Annotated in this window: 29 protein-coding genes; 12 read left to right on the forward strand and 17 right to left on the reverse strand. The window is 74.4% G+C overall.

Annotated features, from left to right (window positions below):
- Positions 1-15: 15 nt before the first annotated feature.
- The 3 genes from ACFFHU_RS16845 to ACFFHU_RS16855 form a co-directional block, all read right to left on the reverse strand.
- Positions 16-555: a DUF1062 domain-containing protein gene (locus ACFFHU_RS16845; RefSeq protein ID WP_377339994.1), complete on the reverse strand. Its 540-nt coding sequence runs from the start codon at positions 553-555 to the stop codon at positions 16-18.
- Between the two features lie 267 nt (positions 556-822).
- Positions 823-2,274, reverse strand: a complete 1,452-nt coding sequence (locus ACFFHU_RS16850; RefSeq protein ID WP_377339996.1) for an FAD-dependent monooxygenase — start codon at positions 2,272-2,274, stop codon at positions 823-825.
- Between the two features lie 238 nt (positions 2,275-2,512).
- Positions 2,513-3,331, reverse strand: a complete 819-nt coding sequence (locus tag ACFFHU_RS16855; protein WP_377339998.1) for a phosphotransferase family protein — start codon at positions 3,329-3,331, stop codon at positions 2,513-2,515.
- Between the two features lie 101 nt (positions 3,332-3,432).
- Here ACFFHU_RS16855 and ACFFHU_RS16860 point away from each other — a divergent pair, with 101 nt between their 5' ends.
- On the forward strand, positions 3,433-4,089 hold the full coding sequence (locus tag ACFFHU_RS16860; RefSeq protein ID WP_377340000.1) for a GNAT family N-acetyltransferase: 657 nt from the start codon (positions 3,433-3,435) through the stop codon (positions 4,087-4,089).
- Here the strand turns inward: ACFFHU_RS16860 and ACFFHU_RS16865 are convergent.
- The 4 genes from ACFFHU_RS16865 to ACFFHU_RS16880 all read right to left on the reverse strand — a co-directional run bounded on the left by ACFFHU_RS16865 (position 3,989) and on the right by ACFFHU_RS16880 (position 6,114).
- A complete protein-coding gene (locus tag ACFFHU_RS16865; RefSeq protein ID WP_512700661.1) occupies positions 3,989-4,405 on the reverse strand; it encodes a hemerythrin domain-containing protein in 417 nt (138 codons plus the stop codon). The genes ACFFHU_RS16860 and ACFFHU_RS16865 overlap by 101 nt on opposite strands.
- 46 nt (positions 4,406-4,451) lie before the next feature.
- Positions 4,452-4,619: a hypothetical protein gene (locus tag ACFFHU_RS16870; RefSeq protein WP_377340003.1), complete on the reverse strand. Its 168-nt coding sequence runs from the start codon at positions 4,617-4,619 to the stop codon at positions 4,452-4,454.
- A gap of 282 nt (positions 4,620-4,901) precedes the next feature.
- Positions 4,902-5,378: an HNH endonuclease gene (locus tag ACFFHU_RS16875; protein ID WP_377340005.1), complete on the reverse strand. Its 477-nt coding sequence runs from the start codon at positions 5,376-5,378 to the stop codon at positions 4,902-4,904.
- 97 nt (positions 5,379-5,475) lie between these two features.
- Complete coding sequence (locus ACFFHU_RS16880; protein WP_377340007.1) at positions 5,476-6,114, reverse strand: maleylpyruvate isomerase family mycothiol-dependent enzyme; 639 nt, start codon at positions 6,112-6,114, stop codon at positions 5,476-5,478.
- Between the two features lie 78 nt (positions 6,115-6,192).
- Here ACFFHU_RS16880 and ACFFHU_RS16885 point away from each other — a divergent pair, with 78 nt between their 5' ends.
- On the forward strand, positions 6,193-6,549 hold the full coding sequence (locus ACFFHU_RS16885) for a hypothetical protein (protein ID WP_377340008.1): 357 nt from the start codon (positions 6,193-6,195) through the stop codon (positions 6,547-6,549).
- On the forward strand, positions 6,549-7,238 hold the full coding sequence (locus tag ACFFHU_RS16890; RefSeq protein WP_377340010.1) for a nucleotidyl transferase AbiEii/AbiGii toxin family protein: 690 nt from the start codon (positions 6,549-6,551) through the stop codon (positions 7,236-7,238). Before ACFFHU_RS16885 ends, ACFFHU_RS16890 begins: the two co-directional genes overlap by 1 nt.
- Positions 7,239-7,360: 122 nt before the next feature.
- On the opposite strand, the gene ACFFHU_RS16895 is transcribed toward ACFFHU_RS16890, so the two are convergent.
- A complete protein-coding gene (locus tag ACFFHU_RS16895) occupies positions 7,361-8,200 on the reverse strand; it encodes a LysR family transcriptional regulator (protein ID WP_377340012.1) in 840 nt (279 codons plus the stop codon).
- Between the two features lie 256 nt (positions 8,201-8,456).
- On the opposite strand from ACFFHU_RS16895, the gene ACFFHU_RS16900 reads away from it, so the two are divergent.
- The 3 genes from ACFFHU_RS16900 (at position 8,457) to ACFFHU_RS16910 (ending at position 11,578) form a co-directional block, all read left to right on the forward strand.
- Complete coding sequence (locus ACFFHU_RS16900; RefSeq protein WP_377340138.1) at positions 8,457-9,458, forward strand: MFS transporter; 1,002 nt, start codon at positions 8,457-8,459, stop codon at positions 9,456-9,458.
- A gap of 39 nt (positions 9,459-9,497) precedes the next feature.
- Complete coding sequence (locus tag ACFFHU_RS16905) at positions 9,498-9,986, forward strand: MarR family winged helix-turn-helix transcriptional regulator (protein ID WP_377340014.1); 489 nt, start codon at positions 9,498-9,500, stop codon at positions 9,984-9,986.
- 98 nt (positions 9,987-10,084) lie between these two features.
- Positions 10,085-11,578, forward strand: a complete 1,494-nt coding sequence (locus ACFFHU_RS16910; protein ID WP_377340016.1) for an MFS transporter — start codon at positions 10,085-10,087, stop codon at positions 11,576-11,578.
- A gap of 86 nt (positions 11,579-11,664) precedes the next feature.
- Here the strand turns inward: ACFFHU_RS16910 and ACFFHU_RS16915 are convergent, their stop codons facing one another.
- Positions 11,665-12,216: a GNAT family N-acetyltransferase gene (locus tag ACFFHU_RS16915; protein ID WP_377340018.1), complete on the reverse strand. Its 552-nt coding sequence runs from the start codon at positions 12,214-12,216 to the stop codon at positions 11,665-11,667.
- Positions 12,217-12,384: 168 nt separating this feature from the next.
- Between ACFFHU_RS16915 and ACFFHU_RS16920 the strand changes: the two genes are divergently transcribed.
- Entirely contained in the window at positions 12,385-13,197 is an 813-nt protein-coding gene (locus ACFFHU_RS16920; protein ID WP_377340021.1) for a nucleotidyltransferase domain-containing protein, read from the forward strand.
- Positions 13,194-14,054 carry a phosphotransferase family protein gene (locus ACFFHU_RS16925; protein ID WP_377340023.1) on the forward strand — a complete coding sequence of 287 codons (861 nt, stop codon included), beginning with the start codon at positions 13,194-13,196 and terminating at the stop codon, positions 14,052-14,054. Before ACFFHU_RS16920 ends, ACFFHU_RS16925 begins: the two co-directional genes overlap by 4 nt.
- A 1-nt stretch (position 14,055) precedes the next feature.
- Here ACFFHU_RS16925 and ACFFHU_RS16930 read toward each other — a convergent pair whose 3' ends face one another.
- Both ACFFHU_RS16930 and ACFFHU_RS16935 read right to left on the reverse strand, forming a co-directional pair.
- Complete coding sequence (locus ACFFHU_RS16930) at positions 14,056-15,030, reverse strand: pentapeptide repeat-containing protein (RefSeq protein ID WP_377340024.1); 975 nt, start codon at positions 15,028-15,030, stop codon at positions 14,056-14,058.
- Positions 15,031-15,066: 36 nt separating this feature from the next.
- Positions 15,067-15,813: a hypothetical protein gene (locus ACFFHU_RS16935; RefSeq protein WP_377340027.1), complete on the reverse strand. Its 747-nt coding sequence runs from the start codon at positions 15,811-15,813 to the stop codon at positions 15,067-15,069.
- A gap of 252 nt (positions 15,814-16,065) precedes the next feature.
- On the opposite strand from ACFFHU_RS16935, the gene ACFFHU_RS16940 reads away from it, so the two are divergent.
- Positions 16,066-16,491 carry an Hsp20/alpha crystallin family protein gene (locus ACFFHU_RS16940; RefSeq protein ID WP_377340030.1) on the forward strand — a complete coding sequence of 142 codons (426 nt, stop codon included), beginning with the start codon at positions 16,066-16,068 and terminating at the stop codon, positions 16,489-16,491.
- 46 nt (positions 16,492-16,537) lie between these two features.
- Here the strand turns inward: ACFFHU_RS16940 and ACFFHU_RS16945 are convergent, their stop codons facing one another.
- Positions 16,538-17,941, reverse strand: coding sequence for an MFS transporter (locus ACFFHU_RS16945; protein WP_377340032.1), 1,404 nt, complete (start codon positions 17,939-17,941; stop codon positions 16,538-16,540).
- Between the two features lie 153 nt (positions 17,942-18,094).
- On the opposite strand from ACFFHU_RS16945, the gene ACFFHU_RS16950 reads away from it, so the two are divergent.
- Both ACFFHU_RS16950 and ACFFHU_RS16955 read left to right on the forward strand, forming a co-directional pair.
- Positions 18,095-19,231 carry a tyrosine-type recombinase/integrase gene (locus ACFFHU_RS16950; RefSeq protein ID WP_377340034.1) on the forward strand — a complete coding sequence of 379 codons (1,137 nt, stop codon included), beginning with the start codon at positions 18,095-18,097 and terminating at the stop codon, positions 19,229-19,231.
- A complete protein-coding gene (locus tag ACFFHU_RS16955; protein ID WP_377340036.1) occupies positions 19,228-19,845 on the forward strand; it encodes a YdeI/OmpD-associated family protein in 618 nt (205 codons plus the stop codon). Before ACFFHU_RS16950 ends, ACFFHU_RS16955 begins: the two co-directional genes overlap by 4 nt.
- Before the next feature lie 166 nt (positions 19,846-20,011).
- On the opposite strand, the gene ACFFHU_RS16960 is transcribed toward ACFFHU_RS16955, so the two are convergent.
- Together ACFFHU_RS16960 and ACFFHU_RS16965 are read right to left on the reverse strand one after the other, a co-directional pair.
- Positions 20,012-21,718, reverse strand: coding sequence for an acyl-CoA dehydrogenase family protein (locus tag ACFFHU_RS16960; RefSeq protein WP_377340038.1), 1,707 nt, complete (start codon positions 21,716-21,718; stop codon positions 20,012-20,014).
- Positions 21,719-21,946: 228 nt separating this feature from the next.
- Entirely contained in the window at positions 21,947-22,318 is a 372-nt protein-coding gene (locus ACFFHU_RS16965; RefSeq protein WP_377340140.1) for a GntR family transcriptional regulator, read from the reverse strand.
- A gap of 67 nt (positions 22,319-22,385) precedes the next feature.
- Here ACFFHU_RS16965 and ACFFHU_RS16970 point away from each other — a divergent pair, with 67 nt between their 5' ends.
- On the forward strand, positions 22,386-22,844 hold the full coding sequence (locus tag ACFFHU_RS16970; protein WP_377340040.1) for an Rv0361 family membrane protein: 459 nt from the start codon (positions 22,386-22,388) through the stop codon (positions 22,842-22,844).
- Positions 22,845-22,954: 110 nt separating this feature from the next.
- Here ACFFHU_RS16970 and ACFFHU_RS16975 read toward each other — a convergent pair whose 3' ends face one another.
- The 3 genes from ACFFHU_RS16975 to ACFFHU_RS16985 form a co-directional block, all read right to left on the reverse strand.
- Positions 22,955-23,689, reverse strand: a complete 735-nt coding sequence (locus ACFFHU_RS16975; RefSeq protein WP_377340043.1) for a thymidine kinase — start codon at positions 23,687-23,689, stop codon at positions 22,955-22,957.
- Positions 23,690-23,803: 114 nt separating this feature from the next.
- On the reverse strand, positions 23,804-25,234 hold the full coding sequence (locus ACFFHU_RS16980; protein ID WP_377340044.1) for an MFS transporter: 1,431 nt from the start codon (positions 25,232-25,234) through the stop codon (positions 23,804-23,806).
- Positions 25,235-25,274: 40 nt separating this feature from the next.
- The gene (locus ACFFHU_RS16985; protein ID WP_377340046.1) at positions 25,275-26,048 is read right to left on the reverse strand and encodes a glycerophosphodiester phosphodiesterase family protein; all 774 of its coding nucleotides are present in this window, start codon (positions 26,046-26,048) and stop codon (positions 25,275-25,277) included.
- Positions 26,049-26,236 lie beyond the last annotated feature (188 nt).

Here is a 26,236-nt window from a genome sequence, read left to right on the forward strand (position 1 = left end):
CCGGACCACCCCGCGTCAGTCGCCGGCCAGCACGGTAAAGGCGAACCCCGTGCTGGTGGGGCGGCGCAGCGAGCCGGCGCACTTGGTCCGGCGCAGGACCGCGTTCCGGCTCAGACCTAGCCCCTGCGCGATGAGCCGGTCCGGCCGCACCGGCACCGGATCCGCGAACGCGACCTCCACCCGGACCGGCCACGCCGCGTCGGGGCGTACCGGCGGGGTTTCCAGCCGCCACGCCCCGGTCCAGTCCAGGGTGAAGTGGTGACGCCGGGCCAGCAGCGGATCCACCAAGGCGGCCGCCACCAGTTCCGGGTCGTTGACGTGGTACCCGTGCAGCTCGGCCGGGTCGAACGAGCCGACCGCGGCCCGCTCGTGCACGGTGAGCTTGCTCGTCCGGTCGCAGGACACGCAGTTGACCAGCAGCCACACGTCCAGCAGCTTGCCGTTGCCGTTGACGCGGAACCTGCCCCGGCCGGTGGTGGCCGAATCCCCCCGGCAGTCCACGCAGCGCATGGCCAGCAGGGGCAACCGGGTCCGCCGGACGACCCAGGGCAGCACGATATGAGGTTGTGAAGACATAAGGCCCAGACCTGATCTGTGAGACCTGACACGAGGCCGATTGCGCGCGGCCTCAAACGCCGTATGACCGGGCGCACGAGGGCAGCCCGGCGGAACCGACGGGACTGCCGCCGGCTACCGGTGAACGGAAGGTGTCAGATCTACAGGGCAGGGGGGGGTCATGCGATGGTGTCCTCTTGTCCTCGCTGCGATTCGGTGCCGGCAACCTACGGCACAAGCGAACGGCGGCTCAACCGGTTTCCGGGCTCAGCGCGGCCGGCCCGCAGAAGCCGGCGCGCCGAACCAGCGGAGCAGGTGATCGTCCAGGTCCCGCTGGTCCTCGCCGATCCACCCGATGTGGCCGTCGGGGCGCAGCAGGACGCCCGGCGGATCGATGGCCGCGGCACGATCCCCGAGGTGGTCGACCCGGTCCGACCAGCCGCCGACGGACAGGCGTTCGGTGCGGTCCAGCAGCAGACCGCGGCCGCGGCGCAGCAGGTCGTACAGGCGGCCCCGGCTCACCGGCATGTCGGGCAGGCGACGACCGAGCAGCGCCGGGCCCGCGCCGAGGTCGTAGCGGATGCCGATCCCGGTGATCTTCTCGGTCAGGTGGCGGTTCACCTCGGCGAGATCCATCAGCTCGGTGAGCAGCCGCCGTACGGCCCGCGGACCCGGTTCGGGGGACATCAGTTCCAGCTGCGCGCGGGTGTTGTCCAGCACGTCCGCGGCCACCGGCCGGCGCTCGTCCTGGTAGCTGTCCAGCAGGGCGGCCGGCGCCCAACCGGCGACCTGGGCGGCCAGCTTCCAGCCGAGGTTGACCGCGTCCTGGACGCCGAGGTTGAGTCCCTGCCCGCCGGTGGGCGGATGAATGTGCGCCGCATCGCCGGCCAGCAGCACCCGCCCGATCCGGTACCGTTCGGCCAGCCGGGTGGCGTCACCGAAGCGGGACAGCCAGCGCGGGGAGTGCACCCCGAAGTCGGTTCCGGCGACGGCCCGCAACTGCTGTTGAAAGTCGTCGAGGGTGGGCGGCTTCGCGCGATCGCCGACTCCCGCCGCCGGGACCACGACGCTGTAGAGCCCGACGCCCACGGGCCGGACCCAGAATCGCTTCTCGGTCGCGCCGACCTCAGCGACCCGGGCAGCGATCTCCGCCGGCGGCGCACCCACCGCCATCTCGCCCATCAGCGTCTCGGTCCGCGAGGGTTCGCCGGGGAAGCCGACACCCAGCAGCTTGCGCACCGCGCTGCGCGCGCCGTCGCAGCCTACGAGATACCGGGTACGCAGCCGTTCCCCACCGGCCAGCTCCACCGTCACCCCGTCGTCGTCCTGCTCGACGCCGGTCACCGCACGGCCGTGCCGGACCTCCGCGCCGAGCTCGACCGCATGCTCTTCGAGCAGACGTACGAGGACCGGCTGCGGGATGCCCAGCAGATACGCGTACGGCGAATCCAGGTCCTCGGGCGCGGGCCTGTTGATGGCCGCGAAGTAGGCGCCGGTCGGACGCCGCCGGCCGTGTTCGAGGATCCGGTCCAGCAGACCGCGCATCGCCATCAGCTCGATGCTGCGGATGTGCAGACTCACGATGCGGACGAACGGCGCGGGCTCGGTTTCCTTTTCCACAACGAGGACCCGTACGTCGTGCAGTCGCAGTTCAGCGGCCAGCATCGCGCCGGTCGGCCCGCAGCCGGCGATGATCACGTCGAATGGCAGAGAGTTCATCGGTGTTGCCTTCCGGGAGTGCCCACATGGCGCGGCGCTCCCGGCGACACCTAGGTCGGTCGCCCGACCGCGATGGCCCGGGGGAGCACCCACATCGATACAGCGTTCATGGGTCTCACCTCCTCGCAGCCGATCTCGCGGTCAGCCGCAAGCTACAACCGCGAACGTCGGGCCGTCCAGTCCTTTTCCGCTCGGCCGGCTGTCCTGTTGGCGGAGTGGGTCGGCTCAGCCATCCGGATCAGGCCGTCGCCTTCCGGAGTTCGCTCAGCCACTCGTTGCCGAACCGGCGGCCGTCGGGGAACTGGTCGTCGCGATCCCAGCGCCACGCGGTGATCATCGCCCGCATGAGGATCCGGCAATTCCGCAGCAGCCGGTGATCTACGCCGGGATAGTGGTCTCCGACCTCGTCGGGTGCGTGGGCCAGGTCGAACTCGATCGGCCCCCGGCAACACGTCTCGAAGTCGATGAAGAGCGGACCGGTCCGGGTCGAGAGCAGGTTGCCCGGATGGGGTTCGCCGTGCAGAAGTTGTTCGGGCCGGTCGCTCCGGCTGACCGCTTGGCGCAGCCGGGCCAACGTGCCGGCGAGGAAGACCCGATCCGCGGCAGCCAGCGCCGGCGTACGGACCTGGTCGGCCACGAGCCTCTGGGCCTCGGAAACTCGGTCAGTGAAGTGGGGGACCGGCAGGTCGACCTTGCGCATGCCGGCGTGCAGGCGTTCGAGTGCCCCGACGTATTCCGCTGTCGGAATCGGTCCGGTGGTCACCGGTTCGTAGTAGGCCCAGAGGGTGACCACGTGGTCGCCCCGGACGAAGACCTCGGGCGACTCCAGGGCGGCCACCGGACTTCCGACCGCAGCCAGCCGTCGAGCCACCTCCACCTCAAGCTGGGCGCACTGGTGCGCCGCCGCCGCGACCCGGGCCAGCACGTCGCAGGGGAGCAGGCGCAGGGTCAACGCGTTCGAGTTGTGCAGGACGGTGGCGGCGTCGGCGGCGAGGCCGAGCCGTGCGGCGCTCGACATGGCTGCCTGCGTCGCTCGCCGAACCTCCTCTGCCCGCATCGGAGCACCGTAGTTCAGCGCTCGTGCCGCAGCAGCCGGGTTTGTGCGGACGATGCCTCGGTGGTGGCGTCGAGCCGGTCGCGGATGCCAGGCTGCGCGGCATGGACGTTCGTCTCGAGCCTTGGTCGGATGCCGCGCTCGAACTCCTGCGCCGGATCAACACTCCGCAGATGCGTCGACACGTCGGCGGTCCCGAACCGGAGGAAGGGCTGCTTGCCCGGCACCGCCGGTACCTTGCGATGCCGGCCACCGGCCGCGGCTGCATGTTCGCCATCCTGCTCGGCGAGGACATGGTCGGCAGCATTTCCTATCACCAGCGCGACTGGCGGGGTGAGCAGATCTACGAGACCGGCTGGAACGTCCTGCCGCCGTACCAGGGTCGAGGCGTCGCCTCCGCCGCCGGCACCGCCCTGATCGCCATCGTCCGCGAGCTTGCCCGCCAGTCTGGTGCGCCGCGCAGCCTGCACGCGTTCCCCTCGGTGGACAACGGTCCCTCCAACGCGCTCTGCCACCGCCTTGGCTTCACACACCGCGGCCCCTGCGATTTCGAATACCCACCGGGCAGCGGCTCGCTGATGCGCAGCAACGACTGGTGCCTCGGCCTCGCCAACTCCGCCCAGCCAGCCGTGGCGCCGCCGAGTGACACCACCCGGTTGCTCACAGCGGGCCCAGGACCTCGCCTGGTGGCGCATCCAGCGAGAGCGTCTCGAGGACGCCGAGCAGCTGACGTTCCTCGTACCGGAAATGGCTCTCCATAATGGCCGCGATGCCCTCGATGTGACGATCCAGCTCGGCGATCGGTGCGGCCCGATCGGCTGCGGCCTGCAGGCCGGCGAGCAGGTTCGCGATCATCGAGTGGTCCTGAGCGAGGCGGCGGAGCACGGGCTCCAGTTCCGGGTGGGCCGCCTGGATCGCCGGGAACAGGGTGTGGTCCTCGCCCCGATGGTGACCGTCAAGGGCAGCGCAGAACCCGTGGCAGTACAGCAGCAGGTCACGGGTGGCCGTCCCGCCGGGCCGGCCTCCGGCAGCCGCGCTGCGGGTGAGGTCGAGCGCCTCCCGCAGGCGCGCGTGCACCTGGCGAAGCTCACGGCTCCAGGCGATGAGCCTGGTCCTCTCGCGCTCAGTCACGCGACGGCAGGTGCGGGCGGGTGATCAGTTCGATCGCGTGGCCTGCGGGGGAGAACGCGGCCGACGCGTCCTTGTCCCCGTTGAACGTGACTGTCATGCGTACCGTCTTTCGGTCGATCCGAAGACCCGACCGGAAGCCCACGGCGCCGGTCAGCCGCACCGATGACAACCCCAAGGGCGCCGACGCCCCGGATCCCGCACGAGAAACGCGGACTTCGCGGCGATCTCGACGTGGCGGCTGAAGTAGCCAGAACCTCCGGGGGATAGGCCCATCTGGGGCGCACGCGAAGGCTAACACAGCACGAGAGCAAGATCACTGCACTCCGTCCGCCATCAAGACCGGAACTGTTTACTGTATTTCTATTATTGATAATCCGGTAATCAACGCCTGAGCCCCGTGACAGTAGGACGCATCATAATGACAGTTAATATGCGTAAGCATTCACGGTGTTGTCGTTGTGCCCGTACCGGCGTTCGCTCTTGCCTGAGCCACCAGGGCCGCCTCGCGTTCACGCCAACGGCGTTGGTTGTCTCGGTTGCACGCTCGGCAGACGCTGCGGAACCGCCCGGTCGCCTCGTCCAGCTCCCGGGCATGACCGTTGCGGCACTGAGCGGCCTGCCGCCGGCTCCGACAGTTCTCAGCGTGGCTGAGCTGCCGTAGGTGGCGGGGCTCGATGCAGTCCTTGACCCCGCATGTGTGGTCGACCTCGAGGGTGGGGTCGTAGTCGCCGACAAAGGCGGCGTACGCGGCGATGTGTGCCCAGGCGCGTCCGGCGACCTTCTGGTAGACGCCGCGACGCGAGCCGTAACCCCGGACGATGAGGCAGCCATCGTCTCGACGATCCGACCGATCGAGCAGATATTGCCGAAGGGTGCTCACGGTGAAATGGCGGGACAGGCCTCTGACATCGCTGAGCATGTCCCGACCCTAGGGCCCCGAGCGAACAGTGGGAGGGGCCAGCGGCAGCACAGCTTCTCGACGGTGGATGCGGACCGAAGCGAGCCGCACCGACCAGTCAGGTGCGGACCCGGACCGAGCGGTCGCGCAGCAGCTCGGCGCCCTCGCCGGTCAGCTCGGGAAGCGCGACCCGCCGGCCGGTGAGGGCCATCAGCAGCGCCTCGGCGCTGCCGCGTACCTCCGGGCCGTCGCCGGCGGCCCAGTCCAGGTCGGTGGCCACGAACCGCAACCCGGCGCGGAGCCGGCGCGAGCCGAAGCCCAGCGACCGGCGGCCCACCACGAAGTCGAGGGCGGTCCGGACACGCTCCGGATCGAGGTCGGGCGGCAGGCCGAGCGGCCGGCGGATGTCCTGGCGGTGCACCTGCAGGTCGGTGAGCTGGCCGAACAGCCCGACCACGGGCGGCGAGAACGGGTTCCGCTCGTTGCGCCGCAGCTCGGCGGCGAGGTCCGCGGCCGGGCGTTGGGCGATCCGCCGGGCCAGCTCGGCATTGGCCCGGTGCAGGCTGAGCCGGCTGCGCAGGATCAGCGGCAGGAACCAGCTGGGTCGCCCGGCGAACGGCGCGACCACGTGGGCGGACACCTCGTGGACCGTCCACGCGCCGCACAGGCTCGGGCTGGCCAACTGTTCCGGCGTGAGGGATTCGATCAGGTCGGCGAACCGCCGGCGTTCGGCCGCCACCATGTCCAGGAGAGCCACCCCGCCGACGCTACCGGCCGCCGTCCACCCGTCGCGCGCCGCAGCCGCCCCGGACGCCGCGCGGTATATCCTCGACGGGTGGACGAGGCTGCGGCCCAGCTCATGCGCCGATGGCAGAGCCGGCCGGGACGGGTGGCTCTGGTCGCCCGCACCCTTGCCGAGTTGCGCGGGCCGGTCAGCGGGTCGATCGAGCTTCCGCACCGGATGGTGTGGCAGTCGGCGGAGCTTCGCCGTTTCGACCTTGACGACCCCTACCAGCGGTGTCGCGTCTACGAGATCGTCCTCCGCGAGGCCGTCCGGTCGACCGAGCTGCGGTCTCTGCTCAACGGCGATCTTCTGCGCCGGGTGTGGCCCGAGCTCTATCTGCCTCGCGGGGTGCGCACCGCCTGGGAAGACCACCATGGGGAGCTGGCCGGGCTGCGTTCGGCCGCCTGATGCCGCACGAGATCGACCCGTTCCAGGCGCACGTTGCCCGGATCGCCCTCGCCGCTGCCCAGGAGTACGGTTTCGTGCTGGGTGGCGGCCTCGCGCTGCTGGCGCACGGTGTGGTCAGCAGGCCGACCGAGGATATCGATCTGTTCAGCGACCGGCCGGAGGGCGCTGGCGTGCCCGCGGCCGCCGCCCGGGTCCGGACGGCACTGGAGTCGGCGGGGATCCGGGTACGGACCCAGGAGGCCGAGAGCTCGGTCGGCGAGCTGATCGCCGGCCTGGACGAACAGATCATCGAGCTGGTGGCCGCCCGCGGCGACGCGGACCCGGACGGCGTGCGATTGAGCCTCGGATATCTGCACCGGCGCAGGGGTCCCGTCATGCTTGACGTCGGTCCCGTGATGCACCTGGACGATCTCCGGGCCTGGAAGGTGGCGGCGCTGGTGGCGCGCGCCGAGCCGAGGGACTTCATCGATGTGGCGGCCTTCCTGGAGTCTGCGGACGCCCGCCAACTGCTCAAGCTGGCCAGAACGATGGACCCGGACATCGAAGACGAGGACGTCGTTCGAATCCCCGCCCGTCTCGACCGGATTCCCGACCGGGAGCTTGCCGGCTACGGACTCGACGCCGCCGCGGTGGCACGCCTGCGGCGACAGTTCTCCGGTTGGCCCGGAATGCCGCCGCCGGGACGGTGATCCGATCGGCGGCGCCGCGGGCCCGCCGGGGCGCGCCGCGGGCCCGCCGGGGCGGGCCGCGCCCTCGCTGACGTCCCGGACGCCGACGGCGCCCCGACGCCAGCGCCGGCGGGGCCCGGCATTCAGAACGTGCGGCGCAGTGCGGTCTCCACGGCGTCGACCAAGGGCTCGCCGTCGGTCCCCGGGTGGCGGGCGAGGCCGAGTTCGACGTCCGGCAGCGTCGGCAGGGCGGTGGGATTTTGGCAGACCATGTCGGGTTCGAGGTTGGCCGGCAGCAACGCCGCCACGCCGAGCCCGGCGCGTACCGCCGCGAGCACGCCGACCAGGCTGTTGCTCTCGAATGCCACCCGCCAGCGCCGACCGGCGCGTTCGAGCGTCTCCAGCACCGAGGTACGCCAGAAGCACGGGTTCGAGAACAGCACCACGGGCAGCGGATCGGCGACCGGGTCCACCCCGGGGCCGACCGCCCAGACCAGCGGGCGTCGTACGGTCCAGCGCGGTGGCCCGGGAACGCGTGCCGCCTCGTCGAGCACGAGTTGGACCCGGCCCGCGTCGTACGCCTCCCGCATCGCGGCCGTGGCGAAGGTGAGCACCTCCAGCGTGGCGCCGGGGTGCAGCCTGGCGAGGTCGGCGAGGGCCTGCGGCAACTGGTCGGCGAGGTCTTCGAGCAGCCCGACCCCGCAGCGGCCGCTGAGCGTGCGACCCGTCCCCGCGAGTGCCTGCGCGGACAGCGACAGGATGCGTTCGGCGTACGGCAGGAGTTCCTCACCGGCGCGGGTCGGGGACACCCCGGCCGGGGATCGGTGCAGCAGCGGATGGCCGACGGTGCGTTCGAGCTTGCGCAACTGCTGGCTGATGGCCGGCTGGGTCAGCCCGAGCGCGGTCGCCGCGCGGGTGATGCTGCCGGAGCGCACCGCGGCCACGAACGCCCGAAGCAGCCCCGTCTCGAGATCCGTAGCCATAACGATTCATTATGCCCGGGCCGACTGTTGAGCCTCTTCCTTTGACCTCCGGGGCCGCCTAGCGTTCCCCGGGTGACCGGATACCGGCAGGTCCTTGCCGTGCCAGGGATGGCGCCGCTGTTGTGGATCTCGCTGCTGACCCGCATCGCGATCACGGCGGACGTGACCGCGCTGACCATGTACGTCGTACTCGGCCTGCATTTGAGCTACGCCGCGGCGGGCGGGGTCGCGGCGGCGCTGACCGTCGGCTTGGGCGCTGGGCGGCCCGCTGCTCGGCGCCGTCACGGACCGGCGCGGCCCGCGCGGCGTGCTGGTGGCGACGGTCGCGGTCCAGGCTCTGTTCTGGTTCGGCGTGCCGGGCATGCCCTACGGCGTCCTGCTGTGCGCCGCCTTCCTGGGCGGCCTGTCGATGGTGCCGGTCCAGCTGGTGACCCGGCAGGCGATCGCCGCCGTGACGACTCCGGGACAGCGGCAGGCCGCGTTCGCGCTGGAGTCGGTGCAGGGCGAGGTGGCATACCTGATCGGCCCCTCGGTGGTGATCCTGGGCGCGGCGACGGTTGCCCCCGGCGTGGTGGCGTGGGGGGTGGGGGCCCTGATCGCGGCCGGCGGCCTGGCGCTGGCCGCGCTCAACCCGCCGCTGCGGGCCGCGGCCGAGGAGGGCGCCGGCGCCGCCGGACGACCGCCGCGCCGCGAGTGGCTGGGCGCCCCCATGGTCGCCGTCCTGACGATGATCTTCGGTACCACGACGCTGCTCGGGGGCGTCGACCTCGCCATCATCGCCTCCCTGCGGGAGGCGCATCAGCTGTCCTGGGCCGCCGTGGTGGTGGCCGTGTTCGGCCTGGCGTCGGTCGCTGGCGGGCTGAGCTACGGCGCGCAGTCCCGGCCGCTGCCGGGCTGGCTGCTCCTCGGCCTGCTCGGGCTCGCCACCGTTCCCGTCGGGCTCGCCCACGACTGGCCCTGGTTGGGGGTGGCCGTCGTGGGCGCCGGGCTGCTCACTGGTCCAACCCTTGCCGCCATGGCCCATACGGTGAGTTGGCTCGCGCCGGCGGGGGCCCGGGGTGCGGCCACCGGGCTGCAGTCCGCCGCGCACAGCGCCGGCTTCGCCCTCGGCGCCCCGATCGTCGGGGTGGTGATCGACGCCGCCGCGCCGGCGGGTGGCTTCGCGGCCGCCGGGCTGGCCGGCCTTGCCGCCGCGCTGATCGGCTGGCTGTTGTCCCGCCGCGTGCCCGCGGCCGACAGCGCCTCCTTTGTCCGCTAGGAGATAATCCGGTACGGATCGGGTTGCTAGGCTGGTGGCATGACCGCCATGGCTCCCGAGCGCTCGCAACCGGACCTGTCGTTCCTGCTGGACCGCTCCGGTCACCTGTTGCGGACCCGGATGGCGACCGCGCTCGCCGAGATCGGGCTCACCGCCCGGATGCACTGCGTGCTGGCACACGCCCTGGGGCAGGAGCGGACCCAGATCCAGCTGGCCGAGCTCGGGGACATGGACAAGACCACCATGGTGGTCACCATGGACGCCCTGGAAAAGGCCGGCCTTGCCGAGCGCCGACCGTCGAGCCGGGACCGGCGGGCCCGCATCGTGGCGGTCACCGAGGAGGGCGCGCGGGTCGCCGCGCGCAGCCGGGAGATCGTGGACCGGGTGCACCGGGAGGCCCTGGACGCGCTGGCGCCGGACGAGCGGGAGGTCTTTTTGCGGGCGATGGACCGGCTGATCGGCGGGTTGCTGGCCGAGAGCCCGCCCGCGCCGGGCGCGGCCCGGCGGGCACGGCAGCGGCAGGGGTGAGCACCGCGCCACATCAGAAATCCCGAAGCAGATAGTCCGCAACGGGACCATCTGCTAGCGTCCTAACCGTCGGAACAATGATCGACGGAAGGACGCCCATGTCCATCGCAGCAGAGCCGGCCGCGCGGTCCCGCTGGTTCGCCCTCGGCATCCTCACCACGTCGGTGCTGATGACCATCCTCGACGGCAGCATCGTCACGGTGGCCCTGCCCGCCATCCAGGACGACCTCGGCTTCAGCACCGGCGGCCTGAGCTGGGTGGTCAACGCGTACCTGATCGCCTTCGGCAGCCTGCTGCTGCTGGCCGGCCGGCTCGGCGACCTGGTGGGGCGCAAGCGGATGTTCGTGGCCGGCACCGCCGTGTTCACCGCGGCCTCGCTGCTGGCCGGGCTGGCCACCGGGCCGGCCATGCTGATCACGGCCCGGTACCTGCAGGGCGTCGGCAGCGCCCTGGCCGCCTCCGTCAGCCTCGGCATCCTGGTCACCCTCTTCCCGCGGGCGCGGGAGCGGGCCACCGCGATCGCCGTGTTCAGCTTCACCGGCGCCGCCGGCGCCTCCCTCGGCCAGGTGCTCGGCGGGCTGCTCACGGACGCCCTGAGCTGGCACTGGATCTTCGTGATCAACCTGCCCATCGGGGCGGCGGCCGCCGCCCTCGCCGTACCGGTGCTGCCGGGTGACCGCGGCCTGGGCCTGCGGGCCGGCGCCGACCTGGTGGGGGCGCTGCTGGTCGCCGCCGGCCTGACCACCGGGATCGCCGCGGTGGTCAGGGTGGAGCGCACCGGCTGGGCCGCGCCGTCCACACTGGCCCTGGGTACGCTCGCCGTGCTGCTGCTCGCCGCGTTCCTCGCCCGGCAGGCCACCGCGCGGCAGCCGCTCATGCCGCTGCGGCTGTTCCGCTCCCGGGCGGTGTCCGGCGCGAACCTCGTGCAGGCGCTCATGGTGGCCGCGGCGTTCTCCTTCCAGGTGCTGGTGGCGCTCTACCTGCAGCGGGTGCTCGGCTACGGCGCCACGGCCACCGGCCTGGCCATGCTGCCCGCGGCCCTGGTGATCGGCGCGATCACGCTCGGCGCGTCCGCCCGGCTCAACGCCCGGTACGGCGAGCGGGCCGTGCTGCTGACCGGGCTGGCCCTGCTTGTCGGCATGCAGCTGCTGCTGGCCCGGCTGCCGGTGCACGCGCACTACCTGACCGACCTGCTGCCGGTGATGCTGCTGGCCGCCGGTTTCGGGCTGGCCCTGCCGGCCCTGACCGCGCTCGGCATGTCCGGCGCGTCGGAGCGGGACGCCGGCCTGGCCTCGGGGCTGTTCAACACCACCCAGCAGCTCGGGATGGCCGTCGGGGTGGCCGTGCTCGCCACCCTGGCCGGCGGTCGTACCGGCCGGTTGCTGGCCGCCGGCCTCGACCCGGCGGCGGCGCTGACCGGCGGCTACCGGCGGGCGTTCCTGGTCGGCGCCGGCCTGTTGGCGGTCGCGTTCGGGGTGGCCGCGGTGCTGCTGCGCCGCCCGGACCGGCGCACCGACCTGCCCGCGGGCCCCGACGTGCCGCCGCCCGCGACGGCGGTGGACCGGGAGGCCTGCGTCAGCGGGCAGCACTGACGCGGTCGCGGCGCCCCTCGGCAACGGCGCCGGGGGCGCGGCGCGGGCGCCGTGCTCCCGGCGCGGATGTCGGGAGCGCTGCGGGGTCAGGCCGGGCGGCTGTGCAGGTGACCGTCCAGCGGGTACGGCGGTTCGGGCGGCAGGACCCGGACCAGGTCGTACCCGGCCTTGCCGGCCACCCGGCAGGACGCCGGGTTGTCCACCTGGTGGATGAGGTCGAGCCGGCGCAGTCCCAGCGCGTCGAATCCCCACCGGGACAGCCCGTCCAGCGCGCGCGACGCCACCCCGCGGCCGCGCGCCCAGCCGGCGGTCCAGTAGCCCACCTCGCCGATGTCGGCCTCGGGCGTGACCCGGCGCAGCACCACGTGCCCCAGCACCCGCCCGGGGCCGCCGTCGGGCAGCTCCTCCCGGACGGCGAAGCCGAGCCGGGTGCCGTCCGCCCAGCCCTCCCGCTGCCGGGCCAGCCAGCGCCGCGCGTCCGCGGCCGACCGCACCCGCGCGCTGCTGAACCGGCGCAACACCGGATCCCGGTACGCCTCGACCAGGGCCGGCAGGTCGGCCTCGGTCCACGAACCCAACCGCAGCCCCGCGGCGTACGGACCGACGGTTCCGTCGGTCAGCTCCCGGTCGGTCGGCACCGCGCCAGCATAGATACCCCCGTGCTCCCGGTGGGAGACCCGCCGCCCGCGCCGGGGTCGAGCGCCGTCGTACCGATCGGTTAGGTTCGCTGGTACGACGGCAGCGGGGGGAGGCCGCATGGCGGGCACGACCACGAGAATCCGGTACGACGGGCTGGGCATCCACGCGTGGAGGGACGGGTGAACCGGGAGGCGCCCGGTCCGGTCGCCGAACTGGTGGACCGCTACCTGGCCTCGGTGGACGCGGCGCTGCCCGGCTTCGTTCGGCGGCTCTACCTGGTGGGCTCGGTGGCGCTGGGCGCCTGGCAACCGCCGCACAGCGATGTGGACACGATCATCGTGACCGGCCGGCCGGCCGGCGCCGCGGAGCTGACCGCGCTCGCCGAGGTGCACGGCAAGCTGTCCGGCCGGCCGCATCTGGACGGGGTCTACCTGGCCGAGACGGCCTTCGCCGCGCGGCCGATGAACCGCGAGGTGGCGCCGTTCCTGGTGGACGGCGAGCTGCACACCGACCGGCCGTGCGGCGAGCTGACCCCGGTGATCTGGCTGCTGCTGCGCCGCTACGGCATTCCGGTCCGGGGGCCCGCGGTGACCGGCCCGGAGCCGGACGAGGCCGCGGTGCGCCAGTACAACCTGGACAACCTGCGCGACTACTGGCAGCCGCTGGCCGGCCAGATCCGGGCGTACGCGACGGATCAGCCGCCCGGCGATCCGGTGGACGCCGCCGGTGTGGCGTGGACGATCCTCGGGCCACCCCGGCTGCACTACACCCTCGCCACCGGCGACATCACCACCAAGTCGGAAGCAGCCGCGTACCTGGCCGCCGAGTTCCCGCGCTGGACCGAGCTGGCCGGCCGGGCGGCGCGCTGGCGGACCGGCGCGGCGGAGGCGTTCACGGTGGCCGACCTGGCCGCGGCGGCCGACGCGGTGGACGCGGTCACCGACGACGCCTGGTCCCGGTGGGGCGGGACGACAGCGTGACCGGCGCGCTGTCCACCGGAGCCGGGCGGGCGCCGCGGTTGGCGGCCGAACGGATGCTGGCCGCCGTCGCCGGCCACACCGGCGTACGCCTTGACTACCTCGGGCCGTGTTCGGGCGGCGAGGTGGGTGCGGCGTACGTCCGCTGGCCGGACGGGCGGCGGGGCGTGCTGGGCCGGGACCGCCAGGACGTGGCCGGGCTGGTCCGGCTGGCCGGCGACGCCGGCGTGCCGGTGCCCGGGTACGACCTGGTGGCGCCGCTGGACGGCGGGGGGTGGGCGGTGGTGCAGCGGCTGCTGCCCGGCGCCGCACCGGCCACGGTGGACCGCTCACTGTTCGACGGCCTGCTCGCGATCAACTCCCGGCTGCGCGGGCTGCTGGCGGACCGGGACGACCTGCCGCCCCTGCCGCTGCACCTGCGGTCCAGCGGTCCGGGCTTCTGCGTGCACGAGTCGCTGGCCGGGTACGACCGACGCACCGCCCGGCTGCTGGAGCGGGTCCGCGCGGTGGGGGCCGAGCGGGACGCGGCGGACGGACCGGATCTCGTGCACGCCGACTTCCACCCCGGCAATGTGCTGGTGGATGCCGGCCGGATCACCGGGGTGGTCGACTGGGATGGCGCCGCGCGCGGCGATGGCTGGCTGGATCTGGTGACCCTGCGCTTCGATCTGGCGCTGCGGGCCCCGACGCTCGGGAGTGAGCTGGCGGAGCGGCTGCGGGCCGCCGTGCCACCGGATCGGCTGCGGGCTTACTGGGCGCACATGGCGCTGCGCCAGGTCGACTGGTCGATCCGGCACCACGGGCCGGCCGAGGTGGACCGGTGGCTGGAGGTCGCCGAGGCCGCCCCGCTGCCCTGGTGACCTACAACTGATCAGTGGATGGCCAGTGCGGGGGGCGGTGGAGTGACCGGGGTAGCCGCGTCGCCCCGTCGCCGGTGGCCGCGTCGAGCTGGGACTGGGTGAGGAACAGCGCGTCCCGCAGGTCGGCGCCGGCCAGCCGGGCGCCGCGGGTGTCCGCGCCGGTGAGGTCCGCGCGCCGCAGGTCGGCGCCGCGCAGGTCGGCCCCGATCAGGTACGTCCCGCGCAGGTTGGCGTTGCGCAGGTCGGCCCCGCGCAGGTCCGCTCCGGCCAGGTCGGCGCCCCGGCGGTTCGCCGGCCGCCGCCCCTTCGTGGCGCGGGCCAGTTCGCTGGCCCGGGACAGCAGCGGGTTCACCCGGGCCCGCCAGCCGGCGACGTCGGCCGCGAGGATCGCCTCCGGAGTTCCGTCGACCAGCCGGTGCAGCTCGGCCAGCGCCGCGTCGAGCTGCCGGTGCAGCGGCCGGGCCGCCGGGAAGGTGCGGGCCTCGGTCAGGTACGCGAGCAGCTCGTGCAGCGGCCGCTGCACCGCGAAGACCGCGAACATCTGCCCGGCGGTGCAGCCGCCCTCACCGGTGCCGCCGCTGTCCGCGGTGCGCTCGCTGCCGGCGGTGTCGGCGGTGTCGGCGGTGTCGGCGGTGTCGGCGGTGTCGGCGGTCCGCCAGTCTCGGCCGGCGAAGGTGACCTGCGAGGTCCGCTGACCGGCGCCGAAGCAGTCGAACACCGCGCAGCCGGGGAAGCCCCGCTGCCGCAGCTCCGTGTGGATGCCGCAGCGGAAGTCGGCGCCCAGGTTGGGGCAGGCGCGCCCGGCGGGCTTGTCGATGGCGAAGTCGGCGGAGGCGGCGAACGCCGGCGCCACGCAGCAGAGCCCGAAGCAGCTGGCGCAGTCGGCGCGGAACCGGTCGGCGCCGGTCCGCAGCTGGATGGGCGTGGGCAGGGCGATCTCCGTCTCGCAGGCGGTGCAGCGGGCGGGGACCATCATGGCACCCGCGCCGCCCGCCGCCGTACGGTCCGTGATTCAGGCCTCGTCGGGCGAGCCGGCCGGGACGGCCTCGAGTTCGTCGAGCCGCCCGGCGCGGCCCCGGCGGGCCGCCCGGTAGCTGGCCGCGCGGATCCGGGCCACCGGCTGCGGCAGCCACAGGCCGGGCAGCGGATGCAGCACCGGGTCGAACGCCACCGGCGGGTCGACCAGCCCGGCGGGCGGCGGGGTCAGCTCGACGGACCCGAACGGCTGCCACGCCGACATCGGGGTGGCAGAGGCGAGGGTGAAGCGCAGCAGCGGACCGCCCGCGCCGGCCCGGTGGGCCGCCGGCGCCGGCAGGGCGGCGAAGAGCACCGAACCGTGTTCGGACCGGTACGGCGTCAGGGTGGTGTACGGGACGCGGGCGGGATCTCGGCGCGGCAGCATCAGGTGCCGGGCGAAGGGGGCGAGGCCGGTGGTGGACAGCAGCAGGTCGCTGGGCGAACCGGCCGGACCGGGGAACCGCAGCGCGAGGCCGAGCACGTCCGGCAGCGGGCGCGGCACGCTCAGCCCGCGGGACAGCCGGGCCACCCCGTACACCTCGCCGGGGCGGGTGAACCAGGCCGGCAGCTCGGCGGCGGTGAGGCCGTGCCGGATCAGCCGGGCCGTGTGGACGCTGCCGCGGGTGTGGATGGGCTTGCCGTGGCGCAGCCGGGCCCAGCCATAGAAGGCGCCGGCGAGCAGCGTGGCCGCAGCGGCGGTGGCCGGGCGAAGCCGGCGATCGTGAGATGGCCCGATCGTCATGCCCCGTCCGGTACCCGGCGCGGCGTTGACCATGCGCGTCCCGTTCCGCGGTCGTTCTTGAGCAGACCGGTCCCGCGGCGCCGCCTCCGGCGACGGAGGAGGACCGGGTAGAAGTGACAGACGCCACTTGATGACGCTGCCGGACGGGAGTTGACGGCCTCCCGCGAGCGAGGTAAATAAGAAGAGGAAGTTGAGTCACGGGCACTCAACTTGAAGCTTCGGAAGACGTGGGAGATTCGAGGAGGCGCAACGATGTTGATGCGTACCGACCCCTTCCGCGAGATGGACCGGCTCGCGGAGCAGTTCTTCGGCACCACCGCTCGACCGGCGGTGATGCACCTGGACGCCTACCGGGACGGCGAGTACTTCTACGCGGCGTTCGACCTGCCGGGCGTCGACCCGGACAGTATCGACTGCACGGTCGAGCGCAACGTGCTCACCGTGCGTGCCGAGCGGCGCCGGCCCACCGGCGAGAACGTGGAACTGGTGGCGGCCGAGCGGCCGATGGGCGTGTTCACCCGGCAGCTGTTCCTGGGCGACACCCTGGACACCGACAAGCTGGAGGCCGGCTACGAGAACGGGGTGCTGACCCTGCGCATCCCGGTCGCCGAGCGGGCCAAGCCGCGCAAGATCTCGGTCACCGCGACGGGAAACGGCCGGCAGCAGATCAACGCCTGAACCGTTCCGACGGCGGCGGTCCCGGTGCGGGGCCGCCGCCGTCGCGTCATCCGTCCACGTTCGCCGCGGTTCCGCCGGTGCGGTGCCCCGCAGCTGTCGGCCCGTGGCCGGAGGGGGCCGCCGTCCTCGGCCGGTGGGCGGAGGCGGCCGCGGTCGTCGGGCCGTGGGCGGAGCGCGCCGGACCCGCCTTCGGCATGCCGTACCGCCGCAGGGCCGGCACCCGCCACCCGATCAGCGCCACCGCCGCCACCGTGAGCACACCGCCGGCCGCGACCGCGCCGGGCGCGTTCCACCGGGCCGCCGCGACTCCGTGCAGCACGTTGGCCAGCTGCGGCCCGCCCATCAGCACCACCGTGAGCGAGCCCTGGATCCGGCCCCGGAGCGCGTCGTCGGTGTGCTCCTGCGTGATCGCGTTGCGGGCCGCGCTCAGCACCGCATTGACCGCGCCGCCCAGCAGCAGCGCCACCAGCCCGGTCAGCAGCCACGGCAGCAGCCCGAGCAGCAGCAGCGTCCCGCCCCATGCCGCGGCGGAGCCAATGAGCAGCGCGCCCTGCCGCCGCGACCGGGTGAATGTGCCGGAGAACAGGCCGGCCGCGACCACCCCGGCCGGGTACGCGGCGTAGAGCAGCCCCAGCACCATCCCGCCGCCGGGCGGCCCGCCGTAGGTCCGGGCCGCCAGTTCGGGAAACAGCGCCGACGGCATCCCGAACACCATCGCGGCCAGGTCCACACCCAGCACCGCCAGCAGCAGCCGGTTGGCGGCCAGGTAGCGGAAGCCGGCGAACACCTGCCTGACCGTGCCCGGCCGCGCCGGCGGCGCGCCGCCAGCCGGTGCCGGCCCCGGGGGCAGGGCCGGCAGCCGCCACACGGCGGTCAGCACCGCCAGCAGGGCCACCGCGTCGAACAGGTACAGCGTGCGGAGTCCGACCAGCGGGATGAGGGCGCCGGCCAGCAGCGGCCCGAGGACCGAGCCGCCGTACCGGACCAGTGAGTTGAGGCTGTTCGCAGCCGGCAGCAGGTGGGCGGGGACCAACCGGGGCAGCACCGCGCCGGTCGTGGCCAGGACCCCGCCCAGCGCGAACCCCTGGACCGCGACCGGGACCAGCAGCGCCGCGACGGACCGGACGCCGAGCGCCGACTGCGCCCACAGCCCCAGGTAGGTCGCGCCCAGGCCGGCGTGCGCGGCCAGCAGCACCCGCCGCCGGTCGGCCCGGTCGGCCAACGCCCCGGACCACAGCGACGACACCGCGAGGGCGCCGAACGCCACGACGGCCGCCACGGCCACGGCCGCGGACGATCCGGTCCGGGCATACAGCTGGGTGGGCACGGCGACGGTCGAGAACGAGCCGCCGACCGCGGCCACCGCCGAGGCCAGCCACATCCGCCGGAACGCCGGCACCGCGAGCGGTCGCCGGTCCATCATGTACGCCCCGATCGAGCCGATTCGCACCGTACCCCTCCTCCCGCCGGCGCTCGCGGCACCGGCGCCGGCACCCGAGGATGCTCGGCCCTGACCCAGGGGAAAGGTCCAGCCCGAAGCCGGACCGCGACCGCCGGGCGCGTCGATTGCGCTCCGGCGGGCCGGCCTGGAAATCTCTCTCACATGTCCGGCTCCCTCGTCTCCGCGCCGACCGCGGCCCCACTCGACCGGTACGGCCCGGCCCTGGACTTCACCGACGCGTGGCTGCGCAACCGTCGGCTGTCCGAACACACCCGCACCGCGTACCGGGGCGACGTGGCCGGCTGGCTGAGCTGGTGCGCCCGCCGGGACATGGACCCGCTGCGGGCCACCTTCCTGGACGTCAACGCGTACGCCCGCGACCTCGAGCGCCCCTCCTCCGCAGCGCAGCCGGAGCCGGGGTTCGCCGGCGGCGAGCACGGGCCCGCCAGAACAGCCGCAGCGCAGCCGGAGCCGGGGTTCGCCAGCGGCGAGCACCGGTCCCGCGGAGGTTCCGGGGCGCAGCCCCTCTCCGCGGCGAGCGTGGCCCGGAAGCTGTCCGCGCTGTCCAGCTGGTACGGCTTCCTGGTCAAGCTCGGCGCGGTGCCGGCCAACCCGGTGGCCGGCGCCGACCGGCCGCGGGTCGACCGGGACCACTCGGCCACGGTGGGGCTCACCCCGGCGGAGGTGGACGCGCTGCTGGCGGCCGCGGCCTCGGCCACCGGGGACACCGCCGCCCGCAACCGGGTGGCCGTGACGCTGCTGGCCGACCTGGGGCTACGGGTCGGGGAACTGGTCTCGCTGGACGTGGAGGACCTGGGTCGGGAGCGGGGGCACCGCAGCGTTCGGTTCGTCGGCAAGGGTGGCCGGCCGCGCCGGCGGGCCCTCACCCCGGCCGCCGTCGAGGCCGTGGACGCCTACCTGGCGGCCCGAGCCGCGGCCGTGGGGGTGCCGGCGGGCCGGTTGACCGGGCCGCTGCTGGTCACCGCCAGCGGCGCCCGGCTCGATCGGCACGCGGTGTTCCGGCTGGTCCGCCGGCTGGCCCGGGATGCCGGCATCCCGGCCTGGGCGTCGCTGTCCCCGCACTCGCTGCGACACGCGTTCGCCACGGCGGCCCGCGCCGAGGGGGTGGCCCTGGAGGACGTGCAGGATGCCATGGGGCACGCCGACCCGCGCACCACCCGGCGGTACGACCGGGACCGGCACAATCTGGACCGGGATCCGGCGTACGCGATCTGGGCGGCCCGGTCCCGCCGCTCGCCGGTACCCGGCGACCGACCGGACCCGAGGGAGGAACGATGAGCAGCACCCCCACCGGCGCCGACCTGGCCGAGCTGGTGGTCCCGGACGTCGCCGGCTGGCGGGCCTGGCTGGCGGGGCACCACGGCGACTCTCCCGGCGTGTGGCTGGTGCTGGCCCGCAAGGGCACCGTCGAGCCGACCAGCCTCAGCTACGACGAGGCGCTGCCGGAGGCGCTGTGCCAGGGCTGGATCGACGGGCAGGTGCAGCGCCGCGACGCCGGCACCTTCCGGCAGCGCTGGACCCCGCGCCGGCCCCGCAGCCGGTGGTCGGCCCGGAACGTCGCCCTGGCCACCGGACTCATCGAGGCGGGCCGGATGTGTCCGGCCGGGCTCGCCGAGATCGAGCGGGCGAAGGCCGACGGCCGGTGGGACGCCGCGTACGCCGGCCCGGCCACGGCCCGGGTGCCGGACGATCTGACCGCCGCGCTGGCCGGTCAGCCGCGGGCGGCGGCCATGTTCGAGATCCTCACCGCCCAGAACCGGTACGCCATCCTGCACCGGGTCGAGGCGGTGAAGCGGCCGGAGACCCGGGCGCGGCGGATCGCCGACTTCGTCGCGATGCTGGCCCGCGGCGAGACGGTGTATCCGCAACGGCGGCGGCTGCCGGACAACTGACCGCTGGCCGCCGGCCGCGCCGGCTGACCGCTGGCCGCGCCCGCTGACCGCTGACCGCCGGCCGCGCCCGCTGACCGCCGGCCGCGCCCGCTGACCGCTGACCGCGCCCGCGCCCTGCCGGCGGACCCGGCCGCCACGGTGGCCGGGCGACCGCCGGCCTCCGCTGTCACAGCAGCACCTCGGCATGCCGGTGCGCGTCCACCGCGACGTCCTCGCCGCGCAGCCACCGGCGGGCCCACAGCCGGGCCGCCGCCTCGGCCAGCTCGTCGCCCCAGGCCGCCTGCTCGACCAGCAGCGCCGCGGTGAGCGCGTACGCCAGGCGCAGCGCGAGGCCGCGCGCCCCGGCCAGCACGGCCGGCGAGGCGGGCTCGGCCGCCACCTCGGCTAGGGTGCCGCGCAGCTCGCCGGCGACGCCCGCGAGGGTGTCGGCCAGGGCCGGGTGCAGCGCCCGGGCCGCCTCCACGGCCGCGTCGATCCGGCTCAGCAGCGGCGCCGCGGCGTCCTCCCGGACGACGGCGCGCAGCACGTCCAGCGCCAGCACGTTGGTGGTGCCCTCCCAGATCGGCAGCACCTGGGCATCGCGCAGCAGCCGGGGCACCCCGGTGTCCTCCACGTACCCGGCGCCGCCGAAGGCCTCCACGTACTCGCTGGCCGAGGCGACGGCCAGCCGGCCGGTGGCCAGCTTGGCCAGCGGCGCCACGATCCGCAGCTCGGTGGCCGCGGCCGGGTCGGACCCGACCTCGACCCGACCGAGCAGCCCGAAGGCGTGTCCGGCCAGCACGAACGCGCCGGCCGCGTCGACCGCCAGGGTGGCCAGGGTGGCCGTGTGCAACGGCGAGTCGGCCAGCGGGCCGCCGGCCACGCGGCGACCGCGGGCGTACGCGACGGCCAGGTCCAGGCCCCGGCGCATGCCGCCGGCCGCGGCCGCGGCGTTGTGCAGCCGGGTCACCACCACCAGGGTCATGGCCCGGACCAGGCCCGGCTGGCTCGGCTCACCCAGCGGCAGCGCGTACGCGTCGGCCAGGCCGATCTCGGCGGTGGGCAGGGCGCGGGTGCCGAGCTTGTCCTTGAGCCGGTGGATCCGCACCCCGGGGGCCGGGTCGGCCGGATCCTGGCCGGCCGCCGCGAGCGGCGAGTCGGCGGCGTAGCGGGGCACCAGGAACGGCGCGAGGACCCGGCTGCCGTCCCCGGCGCCGTCGGGGCGGGCCAGCGCCACGGCCATCGCCGCGTCGGCGGCCGAGCAGAACCACTTTTCGCCGGTGAGCCGCCAGGAGCCGTCCCCGGCCGGCCGGGCCGTCGTGTCCGAGCGGGCCAGATCGGAGCCGCCCTGCGACTCGGTCATCCACTGCCCGCTGGTGATCGCCCGGGCCGGGTCGGTGGAGATCAGCCGGGGCAGCCACGCGTCGCGCACCTCGGACGCCACGTCGGGCAGGCTGAGCAGCGCCGCGGCGCCGTCGGACATCGCCACCGGGCAGGAGAAGGTGGCCGACTCCGGGCCGAACAGGTGCAGCAGGGCGTGCTGAACGACCCGCGCGGCCGCCCCCCACGTGCCGCGGGCCTCGGGCAGGTAGGGCAGGGCCACCACGGCGTGCCGGGCCGCGGCGTCCCGCTGGGCCCGCCAGCCGGCCGGGGTGTCGATCCGGTCGATCCGGGCGCCCCACGGGTCGTACCGGACGAGGGCCGGCGGGTTGGCCTCGGCGTCGGCGTGCGCGGCCCGCAGCGGCCCGGCCACGTCGGCGGCCAGCGCCACCAGCCGGCCCTTGGCCTCGTCCAGCCCGGTGGCGCCGAGGTGGCGCTCCAACCAGCCGGTGAGCAGACGATCGTCGGCGTACGGATCGGCGGGCACGGGTGCGGGCTGCACGAAGCGGGGCATGTCGGCTCCTGCGGTCACGGGTGGATGGGCCGACCGTAGTCCATGCCGGCCGGCGCGCGGAGGGGCCAGCTGAGCGTCGGCAGCGCTTGACAAATGGGGGAGGTGAGTGCGGCTCGGCCGGCGCGCGGGCCGGGTGGCGGAGGGCCGGGCGGACACCGGCGCAGCGGGCGGCGGCGGACCGGGCGGGCGGCGGCGGACCGGCTAGGCGCCGGCGGGCCGGTACCGCGGTCAGGACGGGGGGTGGTCGAGACCGAGGGCGGCCCGCGCCAACGCGAGGGCGTCCTCGGGCCGTACGCCTAGCTCACGGCTGCGTGCTGCGTAGTCGGCGGCCAGCCGGCGGGCCTCTTCGGGCACGCCGGCCGCGCGGGCCGTGACGAAGGTGCCGTGCCGTCCCCGGGTCTCCACCAGCCCGGTCCGTTCCAACTCGCGGTAGGCCTTGGCGACCGTGTTGACCGCGAGGCCGAGCCCGCCGGCGAGCTCCCGCACCGGGGGCAGCCGGCTGCCGGCCGGCAGGTCGCCGTCGGCGGCGAGCGCCGCGATGCCGTCCCGGACCTGCTCGTACGGGGGCACCGGGGAGTCCGGGTCGATGGTCAGCGCGATGATCGGTCGAATCTATCAACCCGGCTTTGCCTGCGGGCCGGGCCGGCGATCTCTACCGTTGATGGACGTGTCCTACGAGGTCGGTGGTCGCCCGGCCCGCCGCCCGCCGGTACGGCGGATCGTGCTGCTGTCGGTGGCGGTGGTGCTCGTGGTGTGCTGCGTGGGCGCCGCCGGCCTGGGAGCGTGGAACTTCCAGGCGTTGCGCGGCACCAGCGGGCCGGTACGGGAGGCGGCGGACGGCTTCCTGCGCGACGTGTCGGCGGGCAACGCGGGACACGCGTACGACGGGTTGTGCCCGGGCACCCGGGACCGGTGGACCCGGGACGAGTTCGTGCGGTACGCCACCGGCGCCGAGGCGGTGCTGCGGTACACGGTGGACAAGGTGAAGGTGGCCACCAAGAACGGCCAGCCACGCGGCTCGGTGACGGTGCAGCTGTTCCGCCGCAGCGGCGCGGTGCAGCGGCGGACGCTCATGGTGGTCCGCGACGGCGGGACGTGGCGGGTGTGCGGCGACGCCCCGATCTGACCGTGCGCGCGGCGACATCCAAATCCGACGGGTCCGCGGCGTGCGGCGCCCCTGACCCCGACTGGGTCGGCCCGTCGGGCCGGCGGGGCCGGCCGGCGGGGCCGGAGGGGTCAGCGGGCCGGGTCGGGCTCGCCGGTCAGCGCCGGGCCGAGGTCGCCGGCCCGGTGGTGCCGCCGGCACAGCACCTGGTACCGCACCCGCGCCGAGTCGATGGTGTCGCCGATGACGACCTGCTCGCCCTCCCGGACCACGGCGCCGTCGACGACCCGGGCGTTGAGCAGCCCCTCCCGGCCGCACCAGCAGAGCACCTCGACCTGGATCCGGGCCACCTCGTCGGCCAGCTCGAACAGCCGCTGCGCCGCGGGGAACAGGCCGGAGCGAAAGTCGGTGGCCAGCCCGAAGGCGAAAACATCCACGTCGTACGCGTCGACCAGCTCGGCCATCTGCTCGACGTGCGCAACTGTATAGAAGCTCGCCTCGTCGCAGATGAGGTAGTCGACCCGGACGCCCTCGGCCCAGCGGCCGCGCACCAGCGCCACCAGGTCGAGGTCGTCGGTGACCTCGATGGCATCGTGCGCCAGCCCGATCCGGCTGGTGATCCGCGGCCCGAGCGACCGGTCGATGCGGGTGAGCACCAGCCCCCGGCGTCCCTGCCGGGCGTGGTTGTAGTTCATCTGCAACGCCATCGTGGACTTGCCGCAGTCCATCGGTCCCCAGAAGAACTTGAGCACGGCGGCGTGCAGCGGCCGGCCGTCCCGGTGCTCCGCCGCGCAGCCCGCGTGCTCCGGCCCCGGCGCGTGCGGGTGGGCGAGGCAGGTCGGCGCGAGGGCGGAGTCGTCGGTCACGGTCGGGCAGCCTAGCCGATGGCGACCGCCACCCGGTCCGGACAGCCCGCCCCCCACCGGGTGTTAGGAAGGGTCCCCTCCTATACCGAAAGCGATAACAGGGGGCCCTTCCTTTCACAGCAGGCGGGGTGGGGTGTTGCCGGCGGCCAGGACGGCGCGGCGCATGGGGACGGCGGCCAGGAGCGCGAAGCCGACCACGAAGAAGATCAGCAGCGACACCAGGCCCACCCGGTAGCTCGCGGTCAGCTGGTAGACCAGCCCGAACGCCAGCGGTCCGAGCCAGCTGGTGCCCTTGTCGCTGATCTCGTAGAAGCCGTAGTACTCGCCCTCCTTGCCCGCCGGGATGAGCTGGCTGAACAGCGACCGGCTCAGCGCCTGGCTGCCGCCCAGCACCAGCCCGATGGCCGCGCCGAGCACGAGGAACGGCACCGGCGCCTCGGCCGGCAGCCGGAACGCCGCAATGATCACCACGGTCCACAGGACCAGGCTGAGCAGCACGGTCTTCCACGCCCCGATGCGCCGCGCCAGGGCGCCCAGCAGCAGTGCGCCGCCGAAGGCGAGGAACTGCACCAGCAGAATCGTCACGATCAGCGTCGACTGGGTCAGCCGCAGCTCCTTGGTGCCGTACTGGCTGGCCAGCGCGATCACCGTCTGGATGCCGTCGTTGTAGACCAGGAACGCGAGCAGGAAGAACAGCGTCAGCGGGTACGTCCGCAGCCCGCGCAGGGTCCGGCCGAGCTGCCGGAACCCGTCGGTCAGCACGTTGCCGGCGGTGGTGGCCTCGAGCGCCGGGTGCTCGCGCAGCCAGCGCAGCGGCACGAGGGTGAACACCGCCCACCAGACGCCCGCCGAGACGATGCACCAGCGGGCCAGGTCGAGGGTCCGCTGCGCGTCGTCGTGCCGGCTGAGCAGCGTGACGGCCACCAGGTTCGCCGCCAGCAGCAGCCCGCCGCCGAGGTAGCCCAGCGCCCAGCCGCGGCTGGAGATGGCGTCCCGGTCGTCCGGCCCGCCGAGCTGGGGCAGGAACGAGTTGTACACCACCACGCTGGCGCCGAAGGCGATGTTGGCGATCAGGAACAGCACCCCGCCCAGCAGGTACCGGTCGCCGGTGACGAACGCGAAGCCGGCCGTGGCGGCGGCGCCGAGGAAGGCCGCGCCGGCCAGCAGCCGCTTCTTGTGCGGCGACCGGTCGGCCACCGCGCCCATCACCGGCAGCGCGAACACGGTCAGCAGCACCGACAGCGACACCAGGTACGGGAAGTACGCGCCGGGCGCCACGGTGATGCCCAGCGGGTGCACCGTGCCGGAACAGGTGTCGGCGTCGACCGCGCAACCGGCGGCCCGCTCGGTGACGCTGGTGAGGAACGGGCCGAGGAAGACGGTCACCACGGTGGTGGAGAAGGCCGAGTTGGCCCAGTCGTAGAAGTACCAGCCGGTCCGTTCCCGGCGGGTGCTCGCCGCGGGGGCGGGACCGGCCGCGTCCGGCCGGACCGGGGTTGGGCCGGGAGCGTCAGAGGCGTCGGCGGCGTCGGCGGGGGAGACCAAGTCGGGTCCTTCCGGCTCGGTGGCCACCGGCGGCGCGCCCCTACTGCGGGTCGGCCGGCCAGAGGCCGCGGCTGCGGTACGTCTCGCGGAGCACGTCGACGCGATCGGTCATGATGCCATCAACCCCGAGGTCGAGTAACTCGGTCATCTCGGCAGGATCGTCGATCGTCCAGACGTGCACCTGCAGGCCCAGGCGGTGGGCGTACGCCACGAACCGCCGGTCGGTCACCGGCACCCGCCCCCAGCGCACCGGCACCTGCGCGGCCACCACCGACGGCGGCAGCACGAGCCGCCGCCCGGTCAGCGACGCCAGCCGCAGCCGGGCGACTCCGGTCATCCCCAGCGAGGTGGCCACCTTGGGCCCGGCCAGGGCGCGCAGCCGGCGCAGCCGGGCATCGCTGAAGGAGGCGAGCAGCACCCGGTCGCCCGCGCCGGCCCGCTCCACGCACTCGACCGTCGGCGCCACCCCGGTGTCGGCCTTGACGTCGATGTTGAACCGCACGTCGGGCCAGGCGCCCAGCACCTCGTCCAGCCGGGGCACGGCCGCCACGCCGCCCACCCGCACGGTGGCCAGGTCGGCCCAGCGCAGCGCGGCGATCCGGCCCGGCTCCCCGGTCAGCCGCTCGAGCGTGGGGTCGTGGAACACCACCGGCACCCCGTCGGCGGTGGCGTGCACGTCGGTCTCGACGTACCGGTAGCCCAGCGCGATGGCCCGGGCGAACGCCGCGGCGGTGTTCTCGTCGCCGGCGGCCGCGCCGCCGCGGTGCGCGAAGGCCAGCGGCGCGGGCGCGTCCAGGTAGGGGTATCCGGTCACCCCCGAAGTATGCCGGCGGCCGGTGACCAGTGGGTAACTCGCAGGTCAACCCGTCGGTGTCGGTGCGGCGGCCCCGGCCCGGCGGTCGCGGCGTTCTATTCTCCGCGAGGGTTCAGATGCTCACCGTCGGTCGTGACGGTCGGCGTCACGGAAGGAACAGGTGCCGCTCATGTTTCCGGTGAGGCCGC

It is taken from the genome of Plantactinospora siamensis (assembly GCF_042434095.1).
In the GTDB taxonomy this organism is placed as follows: Bacteria; Actinomycetota; Actinomycetes; order Mycobacteriales; family Micromonosporaceae; genus KBS50.